The 13653-nt window shown below is 46.5% G+C and carries 10 protein-coding genes and 1 pseudogene; 4 read left to right on the top strand and 7 right to left on the bottom strand.

Translation table 11 applies throughout. The features are described 5' to 3' along the window. Positions 1-33: 33 nt before the first annotated feature. The 4 genes and pseudogenes from HMPREF2955_RS07985 to dnaK all read right to left on the bottom strand — a co-directional run. A pseudogene (locus HMPREF2955_RS07985) lies at positions 34-276 on the bottom strand (mobilization protein); the annotation flags it as partial. A gap of 14 nt (positions 277-290) precedes the next feature. Beyond that, positions 291-1547, bottom strand: a complete 1257-nt coding sequence (locus HMPREF2955_RS07980; RefSeq protein WP_070722482.1) for a site-specific integrase — start codon at positions 1545-1547, stop codon at positions 291-293. A gap of 13 nt (positions 1548-1560) precedes the next feature. After that, the gene (locus HMPREF2955_RS07975) at positions 1561-2118 is read right to left on the bottom strand and encodes a helix-turn-helix domain-containing protein (RefSeq protein ID WP_070722481.1); all 558 of its coding nucleotides are present in this window, start codon (positions 2116-2118) and stop codon (positions 1561-1563) included. Between the two features lie 207 nt (positions 2119-2325). Continuing rightward, positions 2326-4242, bottom strand: coding sequence for a molecular chaperone DnaK (dnaK, locus tag HMPREF2955_RS07970; RefSeq protein ID WP_009229186.1), 1917 nt, complete (start codon positions 4240-4242; stop codon positions 2326-2328). A 544-nt stretch (positions 4243-4786) separates the two neighbouring features. On the opposite strand from dnaK, the gene nhaD reads away from it, so the two are divergent. Continuing rightward, the gene (gene nhaD, locus HMPREF2955_RS07965; protein WP_070722479.1) at positions 4787-6142 is read left to right on the top strand and encodes a sodium:proton antiporter NhaD; all 1356 of its coding nucleotides are present in this window, start codon (positions 4787-4789) and stop codon (positions 6140-6142) included. 133 nt (positions 6143-6275) lie between these two features. Next, a complete protein-coding gene (locus HMPREF2955_RS07960; RefSeq protein ID WP_070722476.1) occupies positions 6276-6857 on the top strand; it encodes a GNAT family N-acetyltransferase in 582 nt (193 codons plus the stop codon). A 208-nt stretch (positions 6858-7065) separates the two neighbouring features. On the opposite strand, the gene HMPREF2955_RS07955 is transcribed toward HMPREF2955_RS07960, so the two are convergent. Together HMPREF2955_RS07955 and HMPREF2955_RS07950 are read right to left on the bottom strand one after the other, a co-directional pair. Further along, on the bottom strand, positions 7066-8082 hold the full coding sequence (locus tag HMPREF2955_RS07955; RefSeq protein WP_070722474.1) for a DUF4435 domain-containing protein: 1017 nt from the start codon (positions 8080-8082) through the stop codon (positions 7066-7068). Between the two features lie 300 nt (positions 8083-8382). Continuing rightward, positions 8383-9201, bottom strand: coding sequence for an AAA family ATPase (locus HMPREF2955_RS07950; RefSeq protein WP_070722472.1), 819 nt, complete (start codon positions 9199-9201; stop codon positions 8383-8385). 276 nt (positions 9202-9477) lie between these two features. Here HMPREF2955_RS07950 and HMPREF2955_RS07945 point away from each other — a divergent pair, with 276 nt between their 5' ends. Then, positions 9478-10437, top strand: coding sequence for a DMT family transporter (locus tag HMPREF2955_RS07945; protein WP_070722486.1), 960 nt, complete (start codon positions 9478-9480; stop codon positions 10435-10437). 92 nt (positions 10438-10529) lie between these two features. Here HMPREF2955_RS07945 and HMPREF2955_RS07940 read toward each other — a convergent pair whose 3' ends face one another. Then, a complete protein-coding gene (locus HMPREF2955_RS07940; protein ID WP_070722470.1) occupies positions 10530-11495 on the bottom strand; it encodes an ADP-ribosylglycohydrolase family protein in 966 nt (321 codons plus the stop codon). Positions 11496-12674: 1179 nt separating this feature from the next. Here HMPREF2955_RS07940 and cysK point away from each other — a divergent pair. Next, complete coding sequence (gene cysK / locus HMPREF2955_RS07935; RefSeq protein WP_019188638.1) at positions 12675-13622, top strand: cysteine synthase A; 948 nt, start codon at positions 12675-12677, stop codon at positions 13620-13622. Positions 13623-13653: the final 31 nt, after the last annotated feature.

The raw sequence follows: 13653 nt of genomic DNA, 5'->3' as shown, positions 1-13653 counted from the left end.
TATCTATTTATTAGGGTGGGAAACTTTAGTTATTTTATCTTCTTGTTTCTTTGGAAAGAAAAACTTGACTAATGCCGTAAATAGTCCCTCTACCAAAATAGACAATATAGAATAAATGATGATGCCTATGGCAACAACACTCCAAAAGACTATTTGTGCAGTAAATTCATCAACCCCTAAACGTAAGGCAATCACTCTTGCAAACAACGCAATGATGACACAAACAACAAGAACGGACAGATATACTACGATATGTTCAAAATATTTGGTATTCATATTATGTTGTCGAATTAAGTTTTATCATTTTCAATATCTATTTGAATAGCATTGGCTGCTTTATTTTTCTTTTCATCGACAACCTTTGCATATACTTGAGTTGTTTTGACATTTGTATGCCCAAGCATCTTGCTTACAGTACAGATGTCTGTGCCGTTTGCAAGTTGAAGGGTAGCAAATGTGTGCCTAAAACAATGAAAGCTGAGGTGCTTCTGAATACCAGCTTTTTCTATCCATGTTCTTAATGGACGAGAAATCCAAGAAGGATTTGGTAATCCTTCAAAAACAAGTTGTTCTGGTTGTCTTGGTTCCCCACAAAGTTTAAAAGCCTGCTCCGAAATAGGCATATATTCTACCCCTTTTGTCTTTTTCTGAGTAAAGAGAAGTTTAGCTTGGTTACCTTCTATAGCAATTTCTTTCCATTTTAGCTTTTGAATGTCGCAATGTCTTAATCCTGTCAGAGCTGAGAATAGTGCAGCTCGTTTAAGTACCTCACGTTCACAAGGAGTATTAGCTAACTTGTTAAGTTCATCAAGGGTTAAGTATTCCCTTCGGGATTCTTGTTCCTGTATGCCCTTGATTTTTGCAGATAAATCTATGGTCAAATATCCGTCTATGAATGCTTGTTTGAGTGCAGCCTTAAAAATAGAAAAATATGTAGAAGCTGTGTTTCGTGATATTGTACCTTTCTTACTTCCACCACAAGGGGCGGACAACAAGAAAAACTTAAAATCTTCTGCCAATCTATTATCTATCTGTGAAAAGAGTAGCGTGTCTCCAGCAAACATTCTCAACAAAACATGTACTCGTTCCCAGTTTGTTTGAATTGAAAGGGAACTATTACGATGTCGCTTGTCTGCTACTTTATCAAAGTACTTGATGAAATTTTGTTGCAATCGTTCTTTCTGTTCTGCTTGTTCTGTTTCTGTGTCACTATACAAGCTTGCATTATCATATTCACGCTGCCGTAGTTTTCTAACACTATCTGCATAAATACAGGCCTCTTGGTCTATCTCACTTTTGCACAAGATAATTCCGTTCAAATCTCGTTTAGGTTTGAATGTTTGAGTCGCTTCGGTAGTACGAGCAGTTCTGCTTTTATCCCAAATAGGAGTAGTGATTGTTCTGTTTAAATACTCACGCACTCTTTGTGGAGAATCTTTGCCTGCTACTCTCACAGGATAGCTTTCTATATACAAGTACCATTCTTTTCGATAGGCACTCTTTCGCAATCGTACTGTTGCCTTTGTGTTATCAAGTTCCTTTCTCATTGTATGTCGCGGGTTAGTGTTTATACAAATTGTCTATCTCTGATTTTGGTGCATAGACGTAATTACCAATCTGCCTTGTTGGAATAGAATATTTGCGAATATGCAGATATACAGTACTATCATGGATACCAAACTTCTTAGCTATTTCTCCAATCGTATAACAATCTTCAGGCTCAAGCCGATAAGTCTTTACTTCCGATTGTTTTTCCTTTCTTCTTTCATCGTAAGGACGTAGATTAAAACGTTCTTGTAAATCAGCTTTGCAAATACGTATCATCCTTAGTCCGAGGTTATAATAACGGACTTGCTTATTCCTGATTAAGCGATAAAGGGAGTCGCGACCAATATCAAACAACGCAGTTGCATCAGCTATTGAGAGATATGGTTGGTTCTTCGGAACTCTCGCAGTCTTTTCTCTTTTCAATGCATCCAACTGTTCTTCCTTTTTTCTTTGTTTGTATGCAGCCTGAGAACACTTCTTAGAGCAATATCTGGAGGTAAGTGTCTTTGCAATAAAAGATTTACCGCAAATTTCGCATTTCCGCTCTATTTGAAATTTTGCACTTGCCATACTATTTGTATCTATTTGATTATCAATCTATCTTTTAAATTAAGTCGCACTTTATCTCCCATTAAGTCGCGGCACAAATATGGTACAAATATAAGCACAAAAACGATTAAAAACGATAATATTTAATCATTATTAAGAAATAAAAATCCCAGCAACTTATTATGTTACTGGGATTTGCTTATTTTTGATTAGCGTTTGTTAGCACTTTTATTTCACTTCCTCAAAATCTGCGTCTTGCACATTGTCGCCAGTGTTGTCGCTTTGTGCTTGCTCACCGCCTGCACCTTGGAAACCAGCGTTGGGATCGGGTTGAGCACCACCTGCGCCTTGGTACATCTGTGCGCTAGCAGCTTGCATCACGCTGTTAAGGTTGTTGATGGCAGCATCAATTGCGGCAACATCGGCAGCCTTGTGGGCGTCTTTAAGCTGTTGCAGTGCGCTTTCGATGCCTGGCTTTTGGTCGGCAGGGATTTTGTCACCGTTGTCTTTCAAGAAGTTTTCGGTGGTGAAAATCATCGAGTCGGCTTGGTTAAGCTTGTCCACCTTCTCACGTTCGGCCTTGTCGGCAGCTGCGTTTTGTTCAGCCTCAGCCTTCATGCGCTCAATCTCTTCCTTGCTCAATCCGCTGCTAGCCTCGATGCGTATTTTCTGTTCCTTGCCCGTGGCCTTATCTTTGGCAGACACGTTGAGGATGCCGTTGGCGTCGATATCGAACGTTACTTCAATCTGTGGAACACCGCGACGAGCGGGAGCGATGCCTTCGAGGTTGAACTGTCCGATGCTCTTGTTTTGCGAAGCCATAGGACGTTCGCCCTGCAAAACGTGGATGGTAACAGCCGTTTGGTTGTCTACTGCTGTAGAGAACGTTTCGCTCTTCTTGTGCGGGATGGTGGTGTTGGCGTCGATAAGTTTGGTCATTACGCCACCCATTGTCTCGATACCCAGCGTAAGAGGCGTAACGTCGAGCAATACGATGTCGCCCACACCGCTCTCCTTGTTGAGGATAGCACCCTGAATGGCAGCACCCACGGCTACCACTTCGTCGGGGTTAACGCCCTTCGAAGGCTCTTTGCCGAAGTAGTTCTTCACCAATGTCTGCACGGCGGGGATACGGCTCGAACCTCCTACGAGGATAACTTCGTCGATATCCGAGGTAGACAGCTTGGCATCCTTTATGGCGTTTTGGCATGGTACGAGACAAGCCTGTATCAAGTTGTGTGCCAATTGCTCGAACTGAGCACGCGTCAAGGTCTTCACCAAGTGCTTGGGCACGCCACCCTCTGCCGATATATAAGGCAGGTTGATTTCGGTTGAAGTGGTGCTCGACAGCTCAATCTTAGCTTTTTCGGCTGCCTCTTTCAGACGTTGCATGGCCATAGGGTCCTTCGTTAGGTCGATACCCTCGTCGGCCTTAAAGCCATCGGCCAGCCATTTGATTATCACTTGGTCGAAGTCGTCGCCGCCCAAGTGGGTGTCGCCATTGGTAGAAAGCACTTCGAATACGCCACCACCAAATTCGAGGATGGATATATCGAAAGTACCGCCACCAAGGTCGAACACGGCAATCTTCATGTCCTTGTTGCCCTTGTCTACACCGTATGCCAGGGCGGCAGCTGTTGGCTCGTTAACGATACGTTGTACGTTAAGACCTGCGATTTGTCCAGCTTCTTTGGTTGCTTGACGTTGCGAGTCGGAGAAGTATGCAGGAACCGTAATAACGGCATCGGTTACTTCTTGTCCGAGATAGTCTTCGGCGGTTTTCTTCATCTTTTGAAGTATCATCGCCGATATTTCTTGCGGTGTGTATTTGCGGCCTTCGATGTCCACACGAGGCAGTCCGTTTTCGTCGACTACGGTGTAAGGCATGGCCTCAGCCTCTTTGCGGCTCTGCTCGTAGGTCTCTCCCATAAATCGTTTAATCGAGTAAACGGTGTTCTTGGGGTTGGTGATGGCCTGACGTTTGGCGGGGTCGCCCACCTTTCGTTCGCCGTCTTTAACGAAACCCACCACAGAAGGCGTGGTGCGTTTGCCTTCGCTATTGGCGATTACCACTGGCTCGTTGCCTTCGAAAACGGCAACACAGCTGTTAGTTGTTCCTAAGTCTATTCCAATAATTTTTCCCATAAGAATATTTTATTTTATATTTTTGTTCGTTATTTAAATGCTAGCGGTTGTGGCCTTGCTGTTCGGCACGCACCATATATATAATGAGTGTGTGTCGCTGGTTGTGTAGGCCGCCGCTCGCTAACCTCATGTGCAAAGCTTGTGCCAAGAGCAGATGGCCGTCATGTCGCTGACAAATTGGCATAGGAGGGGCGGTTGTGAGTTTCTGAGTTCGTGAGTTTCTGAGTTCGTGAGTTGATAAGCTTTTGGGTTTATAAGTGTCTGAGTTGGTTTAGACTTGTGGGTTGACGGACTTGTTAGTTGATGAGTTTAAAGTTCGTGGAGGTTGTGAGTTAATCGTTTGTTGTCCCACTTAAACTTCCAAACTTCTCTCCTTATCGGCCAGAAAACACACAAACTCGAAAACTCGCGAACTTACAAACTGAATAATTGCAATATATTTGTTATCTTTGCAGCGTTAAAGGCCAACCCGACAATCTCACCTTCAAACGAACGGTGTTTGCGCGGTGGGCCTGTACGTTATATCTAAAACAATAGTAGGGAAATGACTTCATTGACATTGGCAATCGTCGTTGTCTTCATTATGGGCTATCTTTGCATTGCCCTCGAAAGCTTGACGAAGGTGAACAAGGCGCCCGTGGCGCTCTTGATGTGTGTGGCTTGCTGGACGCTTTTCATGGTTAACCCATCCGAATTCGTGTTGCCCGGCATGCCCGAATTGACAGGTAATGCTGCCGGAATATTGGCACACGTGGGCGAAAGCCTGAGAGAACATTTGGGCGAAACGGCCGAAACGCTGTTCTTCCTCATGGGGGCGATGACCATCGTGGAGGTTGTTGACACCAATGGCGGATTCAACTTCGTGCGCGATTCCATACAGACGCACAGCAAGCGCGGACTGTTGTGGCGCATTGCCTTTATGACTTTCTTCCTGTCGGCCATCCTCGACAACCTTACAACGAGCATCGTGATGATTATGGTGTTGCGCAAGCTCGTGGCCGACAAGCAAGACCGCATGGTGTATGCCGCGTTGGTGATTATCGCTGCCAATTCGGGAGGCGCTTTCTCGCCCATCGGCGACGTAACCACCATCATGCTTTGGATTGCTGGTTCTATCACCACGGTTGGCGTAATAACCGAGATTTTGGTGCCTTCGTTGGTGTCGATGCTGGTTCCCGCTTTCATCATGCAGTATATGTTGAAAGGCAAACTGCCTGCTATGGCCGCATCGGCAGAAGACAGCACGTTGGCCTTTACACGCGTGCAACGCCGCATTATTTTCTTCCTCGGTGTTGGCGGACTGATGTTTGTTCCCATCTTCCGCTACCTTACCGACCTGCCTCCCTACATGGGTATATTGCTTGTGCTGGGCGTTTTGTGGACTGCCACTGAGATTTTCCACCGCAGAATGCATTTGGGCGAAGACTCGATGTCGGCTCGCGTCATTGCCTTGCTGCGCAAGATAGACATGGGCACCATCCTTTTCTTCCTTGGTATCTTGATGGCTGTGGGCTGCTTGGCAGAGATTGGCGTGCTTACGGCTATGGGTCGTGGATTGGACAGCGTAAGCGGTGGCAACCATTACTTGGTAACGGGCATCATCGGTGTGCTTTCTAGCATTGTAGATAACGTTCCGCTTGTGGCTGGATGTATGGGTATGTACCCCATTGCACCTACTGGCGACATGGCCGTAGACGGTATTTTCTGGCAGTTGTTGGCCTATTGTGCCGGCGTTGGTGGCTCTATGCTGATCATTGGCAGCGCAGCTGGCGTTGTTGTGATGGGCTTAGAGAAGATTACCTTTGGCTGGTACATGAAACGCATAACGTGGGTGGCTTTCGTTGGATACCTTGCTGGCATCTTAGTTTATTGGGTAGAACGCACGTTGTTCTTCGATTGATGGCTACTAAGCCAATTGATAAATGGGCCAATCGGCTAATCGGATTGGTTTGATTGGTCTGAAAGGGTCCGACTAGTTCGAATTAATCCAACTAGTCGGACTTTTCTTTATTACATAACCATTTCTTTCGCAGATGATAACAATAGAGCAAGCGCAACCAAGTCAAGCTCCCGACATCGCCCGCCTTATCATGGAGGCGATGAACCACGAATGCTGTCTGTATTTTGCAGGCGAAGAGCACGGATTGTTGGGCTTTCATCAACTAATGGCCGATTTGGTCGGTCGTGCAGATAGTCAATACAGCTACCTTAACACGCTTGTGGCGCTCAATGCTCAACGCGAAGTGATTGGCATCTGCACTTCTTACGATGGTGCCCACTTGCATCGGCTGCGTGTGGCCTTTGTTCAAGGTTGCCTAGCGCGCTTTAATCGCGACTTCGGCGATATGGACGACGAGACGGCAGCAGGCGAATTGTATGTAGACAGTTTGGCTGTAGATGCGCGTTATCGGGGTAAGGGCATTGCCAAGGCTCTGTTAAGGGCTACCATAGAAAAGGCCAAACAACTGCAATTGCCTGCCGTTGGTCTGCTTGTTGACAAAGGGAACCCCAAGGCCGAAAGGCTATACACTAGCGTTGGCTTTCAACATGTGGATGATAACCAATGGGGAGGACATGCCATGAGGCATTTGCAGTATGTTTTAGGGGTAGAGTAGTGAGGAGTTCTTTTTAGGAGTTAAGGAGTTATGGAGTTCTTTTTGGGGAGTTAAGGAGTTATGGAGTTAAGGAGTTAAGCCAATAGCTTTGCGGTTAACGGCAGCATTTTATACTTCTTGTTAACTTGTCCCCTTGTCCACTCACCAACTCATTAACTTGTCAACTGGTTAACTTGTCAACTGGTTAACCCGTCAACTTGTCCACTCATTAGCTCGTCACCTGTTTTTCACTCTTTTCCAAAAACTCCTCCACGTCTTTCTTTATTTGTAGAAATGGAGCAGCATCCACATACACCTTACTCTTCTTCAACATTGGAGCCATGTCTGACACACTATGGGCATAAGATGCTAATTCGTTTCGCATTTGTGTGGAATGCACGCTTTGCTGACGGATTTCCATTTCGCGTTCGCGCACAAGATATTCGCACACGCGCATAAGCATAGGGATTACGAGCGTGTCGGCCAGATGATGACCTTGTATATATAAATAGGTAGTGTCGGGTGTAACGCCCAACCTAAGCAAGTCGGCTTTCACCTCAATCCAGCTAGCCTTGGCGTTGGGATGACGTTGGCGCAGTTGTCGCAGTTTGTGGTCAACCCTGCTTTGCAGTTTACCCAGCTGTTCTTCGGTACGATGAAACGAAAACCTGCCGAAGTCAATCATTCTGTTAAAGTCGGTGATTGTAAATTCGCCATAACGCCCCATGCGATAATGCCAAATGTTCCAGACGAAGAGCGGAAACACAATACGAGAATAGCGCGCAAAGAAGTCGGGGAAGTCGAAAACAAAATGGTCGTTCAGTGTGGCGGCCACGCAAACCTCGTGCAAACCACCCGCGAAACATTGCAGGTTCTCGATGGAGTAGGCGTAGGTGTGGAACACGAAGGGATTGTTCAGTATGGCTTTCGAAAGTGGCGATGCCCCTTGCAGCAGGTAGTCGTAGTCGGCATCCACGCAGGCAATCATGTCGTTACCCACCTTTTCACCAATCAAACTCATCAGTGCGGCTTTCTTTCCCCGCTCCAATTTGTTTTCTTTCGAAGGCAACATCACTTCGAAATATCGGTTAGCGTTTTCAAAACTGCTTAGCACCGTGCGCCAAAAGAATATGTCGTCGTAGCTTTCAACGTATGCCACGATGCGCCTGCGCGCCCTTTTGGGCGTCATCCTGTTGGCCGCCTCGAAGTACGAAGACGATAAGTGTTCTTTTAGGCCTTTGGGCATGGAGAAGTATGTTTTAAAGGTGAAAGGGCTTTTAAAGGTGAAAAAGCTTTTAAAGGTGAAAAAGTGAAAGAGTGAAAGGGTGAAAAGATGGCTTCGCCTCTTAGCTTGTTAGCTCACAACCTTGTTAACTCGTGAACTTGTCAACTCGTGAACTCATAAAATTGTCAACTCGTCAGCTTGCCAACTTGCCAACTTGTCAACTCGTGAACTTGTCAACTTGTCAACTTGTCAACTCGTCAACTTGTTAACTTGTCAACTCGTGAACTTGTTAACTCGTTAACTCGTCCATCCACCAGCTTTCTATTCCACCGTAATATCGCTTACTTCTGTCACCCTGTCCATCCATCCGTCCATTATAACGGCTGGACTATGCGTAGTAAGAATTATCTGCACATTGGGGTTAAGCTGCAAAATAAGGTCGATAAGCTGTTTTTGCCATTCGATGTGCATACTCACTTCGGGCTCGTCCATAAACAGAACAAAGGGCAGACGGTCTTCAACCAACACCGTAAGCAGCACCACCAGCAATTGCTTTTCGCCACTCGACAGTTGGTAAGGTTGCAGCGTTTCGCCTATCTGCGAGAAACGCACTTCGTTCTCGGTGCGTATGATGGTTTTTCCTGTTTCGGCAAACAAGCGGTCAATCATGTCTTGAAACATGCGCTTGGGTTCGTTGTGAGCTTGCGCCACACGTGCCGCATCGGGAGCGCCACTTTGCAAGGCTTGTATAATGCGGTTGCCGATGTCTACCTGGTAATCCAAATATCGGCGTTGCAACTGATAAAGTTGGAAATCCAATTCCGTCGTGATGCTCAACCCCAACTTGGCGATAATCTCGGCGTTGAGCAGGGGGCGGTCGAACGAACGGATGATGTCGTAGCGTATGCACGTAGCGTCTTCGGGCTCCATCGTTATGTGCACGCCCTTTACATGGCATTGGTTGGCGTCTCCTCCCTTGGGCAAACACTTCACCACTCGGTTTAGAATGGTACTCTTACCCATGCCGTTCACACCGCTCAGCACGTTCACTTGCTTGTGCAGTCGCCACACAATGTGCCGCGTTCCGCTCCATAGCGAGTCTATCTCTATCTCTTTGATGTAGTTAGCATATTTCTCCATGTGGGCTTGTTGTTATGGCCTTCGTCCGTATCGCTTGTGCGGTGGCAGACTTGTGGCCTGTTGAACTTTTACGCTTCTCTATCACTGTGCGTTTTGCTAAATGCCCCTATCGCCCGAAAAGGCAACGAAACCATTTGCAAGAACCTGCCTTACAAATGTACGCATTTTATTCTAAATTTGAGTAACTTTGCACCATAAAAACTAAAAGAAGATATGGATAAAGCGCACATCGGCGAAAGTTCGTCCACTTCGCCTTGTGAACAAACGCACAACGTGATGCAGGATAACACTCAAAAAGACACTTGCCAAACCCCTAGTTGCAACCGTGGCGCAGCGCCTTTGCAGGCTCATGCGGCCATGTTTCTTGCCTGTTTGTTTTGGGGATTGATGGCTCCTTTGGGCAAAGATGCCATGAGCCACGGCATCGACGGCATCACAATGGTGTCGTTTAGGGTGGCAGGTGGCGCGGCATTGTTTTGGCTAACGTCGCTTTTCATGCGTAAAGAGCATGTTCCACGCAAAGATGTGTTGCGCTTTGCAGGTGCGGCCGTCTTCGGATTGGTGTGCAACCAGTGCTGTTTTACCATCGGACTGAGCCTCACTTCGCCCATCAATGCCAGCATCGTAACCACCTCGATGCCCATCTTCGCGATGGTCTTCTCGGCCATCATCCTAAAAGAACCCATCACGGGGAAGAAGGCCACGGGCGTGTTGATGGGTTGTAGTGGTGCATTGATACTTATCCTTACTAGCGCGGCGGCCACAAACCGCGTGCAAGGCGACATCCGTGGCGACCTGCTTTGCCTTGCGGCGCAGTTTTCTTACTCCTTTTATCTCTCGCTTTTCCATCCCCTTGTGCGTCGCTATTCGGTGATAACGGTCAGCAAGTGGATGTTCTTTTGGGCCACGTTGTTGCTTTTGCCTTTTACCGGGGCGCATATCGCCGCATTGCCTTGGGCACAAATAGGGGGCATTACGTGGCTCGAAACCGCCTACGTGGTGGTTATTTGCACCTTTGTTTGCTATTGCCTCATCATGGTTGGGCAGAAAACGCTTCGCCCCACGGTGGTTAGCATCTACAATTATGTGCAGCCCATCGTGTCGGTAACGGTTAGTGTGCTGATGGGTATCGGCGTGTTGAAGTGGGCGCAGGGCCTAGCCATCATCTTGGTGTTTGGTGGTGTTTGGCTTGTAACTAAGTCGAAGAGCAAGCGCGACATGGAGCAAGGAAAATAATGTCCTTGCCCCTCGCTCCTCCCTCTAAGGGGGAGGGGAGTGGTATCTCTGGTGGATTGAGGGCAGATAGACCGTATATTATATTGCCGCCTTTAATGCAGCACTAACAAGCTTATTCCTTTAACTACGTCGTCAAGCTGGTCTTTATAAACTAGTCCGTCAACATATTCCGTTGGGATAGTGTTATACCCAAACTTAGCACCCAGAATCGCACAAGCAACAGCGGCGTTAGTGTCGGCATCGCCGCCTGCCCTTACAACGGCTAAAAGGCCATCTGCAAACGATTTGGCATGCCAATAAGCCCATAGGCCAGCGGCTAAACAGCGTAAGGTGTACCCAACAGAGTTTTTATCTTGTAGTTCTAACACTCGAATATCGATGTCGAGTGATAGGTCTACGTACTCGATAATCCTATTGTCGTATTTCCTGGCCAAGTCTATTATTTGGTGATAAGACAGGCCTTTGCCTTCGTAAACCAAGCTATGTATCAGCAAAGACACGATAACACACGAGCCAACGCAGCGCGGGTCGTAGTGTGTTAGCCTGCAAATATTTGCTGCACACACTTCTACTGCCTTGGGAAACAAGCCAACAACCGATGTTCGCATCAGTCCTCCGTTGGCTGCCGCTCTGCAATGGCTCATCTCCCAAATTTTCTTAGACACCTCAAAAGGTTTTTCTACGTAGTCTCCAAAGAGTAAAACCTTATGTGTGGTTTCGCCAATGCCCATCGGACAGCCATCCGCCCAATGCTTAAAGTTTTGGGCAATAGTTGTCAGATTAACTCCTTCATCCTTGATAACGGCATTGGCAATGCACAGCATCATGTCGGTGTCGTCGGTCCAATCGCCCATTTTCCACCTTTTACGATGATGGTCTTGAAAGATGTCACTATAATGGGTAATGCCATTGGGATATTTCAAGGCCATTTCTTCGTCTGTCATTCCCTCTGTACCCAAGCCTAGTGCGTCGCCAATGGCTTGGCCATAGATGGTTCCTTTTATTCTATCAACAAGCGTTTCATTATTGTTAGCTTGTTCAAAACCATGACTTATCATTATGCTTTTTGAATTTTATAAACTATGAATGCTACTATTTTCGAATTTCATTTCATCACCGCCGCATGCTTTTGCCCTTTGTATCTTTCAACTTGCTTATCATGCGGAGTGCAGACCTTGTGCAAAAGAACACTGCAAATGTACGAAAAGTTGAGGTGATTTGCGAGCAGCATCGCGGTTTTGTACTCAGGTAAACGCTTGTATTTGTTAGTTCTTCATCACTTTAAATGAGTTAGATATAGCAATCATATCAATTAATCTCACAAACCTCACCAACTCATCAACCCTTCAACTCACCATCCCATCATCCCATCATCTCATCAACTCACCAAACTCACAACCTCACCAACTCACAACCTCACCAACTCATAAACTTACAATAAATTTTACAAATTGCACTCTGCTTGCCACCCCATTCTAGCGAAAAAAATGGCTTCAAAGCAGGCAAATCGATGCTATTTCTGCCTTTTACGTTTCTTCTTTTTGTCCTTTTTTGCGAACATCACGTGCATTTAGTATCACTTTGCCTTTCTAGATGGTAGCCTAATTGTTGTTTTTCACTCCCCCAATAACGCACTTTTAGTCCCTAAAACTCCACTTTTTAATGTGTATTTTGCTCTTTTTAGCCATGTTTTTTATGGTTCTGAATGGTTTTGTCTATACAATTGCGGTGAATATTTATGCTTATCGCCTCGCATTTAACAGCATTTTGCCTTGCGTTTAGCACCAAAATAGCTTGCGTTTAGCACCAAAACGCACTGCATTTAGCACCAAAACGCACTGCGTTTAGCGGCATATTGCACTGCGTTTAGCACCAAAATGCACTACATTTAGCAGCAAATAGCACAAAGTATGGTGCAAACTGCGGTTTTATGCAATGCGTATTCATTTTGTCGGCATCCACAACTGCCCCCCTTTTGCATCCAAACAAACCTTCACGAGAATCGGATTTTTGCGGTCGGGTGGGCGGTTGGTGGCCGAAAACGGCACTCATAATGTTAAAAAACGGGCTGAAAATTTTACATAGGGTGGGAAGATGTACTGCCTTCACGCATTTTTGTACCCCTATTCTCTCTTGTGTTAGGCAAATATACCACACTTATGCGATTGTGTGCTTTTGTGTTTCTTCGTAACTTTGCACCGTGAAAAGAATATTAATCTCAAAAGAAAATAGAGTGTATGGCACGTATTGCAAAACGGCTGACCGAGCTAATCGGAGGCACCCCGTTGTTGGAACTTGGTAAGTTTTCGGCTTCCAACAACCTTGAAACGCCCATTGTGGCAAAGATAGAGAGTTTTAACCCTGGCGGAAGTGTGAAAGATCGCATTGCACTGGCTATGATTGAGGATGCCGAACGCAGCGGCCTGCTGAAACCCGGAGCAACCATTATCGAACCCACTAGCGGCAATACGGGTGTGGGCTTGGCGCTTGTGGCTGCCGTTAAGGGCTATCAACTCATACTTACCATGCCCGAAACAATGAGCGTTGAGCGACGAAATTTGGTGAAGGCATACGGCGCGCAAGTGAAACTTACGCCTGGAAAAGACGGCATGAAGGGAGCCATAGAAATAGCACAACAACTTAGGGCGGCCATCCCTGGGGCTGTTATACTGCAACAATTTGAGAATCAGGCCAACCCCGAACGGCATTACGAGACTACGGCACGCGAAATTTGGGCCGACACGAGCGGACTAGTAGACATATTTGTGGCTGGTGTGGGTACAGGTGGAACGGTGTCGGGTGTTGGAAAGTACTTGAAAGAGAAAAACCCCAATGTGCGTATCGTGGCTGTTGAACCTACTGATTCGCCCGTGCTGAGTGGCGGTAAGCCAGGTCCGCATAAGATACAAGGCATCGGTGCTGGTTTCATTCCCAAGACCTACAATGCAGAAGTGATAGATGAAGTGGTGCAGGTGAGTAACGACGACGCGATACGTACGGGTAGGCAATTGGCTCAACAAGAGGGTGTGTTGGCTGGTATATCGTCGGGAGCGGCCGCCTTTGCCGCGGCACAACTGGCTAAACGCCCCGAAAACGCGGGCAAACGCATCGTTACTTTGTTGCCCGACACGGGCGAACGCTATCTGTCAACGGTGCTGTACGCCTTTGAAGAGTATCCTTTATAAAGGTGAAAAAGTGAAAAAGTGGAAAGGTGAA

Source organism: Prevotella sp. HMSC073D09, from assembly GCF_001814145.1.
GTDB classification, from domain to species: domain Bacteria; phylum Bacteroidota; class Bacteroidia; order Bacteroidales; family Bacteroidaceae; genus Prevotella; species Prevotella conceptionensis.
This window is presented reverse-complemented; position numbering and strand designations above follow the sequence as displayed.

Bases quoted from the DNA above. Each gene is read 5' to 3' on its own strand.
- HMPREF2955_RS07980 (WP_070722482.1), bottom strand. From the start codon at position 1,547: ATGAGAAAGGAACTTGATAACACAAAGGCAACAGTACGATTGCGAAAG.
- HMPREF2955_RS07975 (WP_070722481.1), bottom strand. From the start codon at position 2,118: ATGGCAAGTGCAAAATTTCAAATAGAGCGGAAATGCGAAATTTGCGGT.
- dnaK (WP_009229186.1), bottom strand. From the start codon at position 4,242: ATGGGAAAAATTATTGGAATAGACTTAGGAACAACTAACAGCTGTGTT.
- nhaD (WP_070722479.1), top strand. From the start codon at position 4,787: ATGACTTCATTGACATTGGCAATCGTCGTTGTCTTCATTATGGGCTAT.
- HMPREF2955_RS07960 (WP_070722476.1), top strand. From the start codon at position 6,276: ATGATAACAATAGAGCAAGCGCAACCAAGTCAAGCTCCCGACATCGCC.
- HMPREF2955_RS07955 (WP_070722474.1), bottom strand. From the start codon at position 8,082: ATGCCCAAAGGCCTAAAAGAACACTTATCGTCTTCGTACTTCGAGGCG.
- HMPREF2955_RS07950 (WP_070722472.1), bottom strand. From the start codon at position 9,201: ATGGAGAAATATGCTAACTACATCAAAGAGATAGAGATAGACTCGCTA.
- HMPREF2955_RS07945 (WP_070722486.1), top strand. From the start codon at position 9,478: ATGCAGGATAACACTCAAAAAGACACTTGCCAAACCCCTAGTTGCAAC.
- HMPREF2955_RS07940 (WP_070722470.1), bottom strand. From the start codon at position 11,495: ATGATAAGTCATGGTTTTGAACAAGCTAACAATAATGAAACGCTTGTT.
- cysK (WP_019188638.1), top strand. From the start codon at position 12,675: ATGGCACGTATTGCAAAACGGCTGACCGAGCTAATCGGAGGCACCCCG.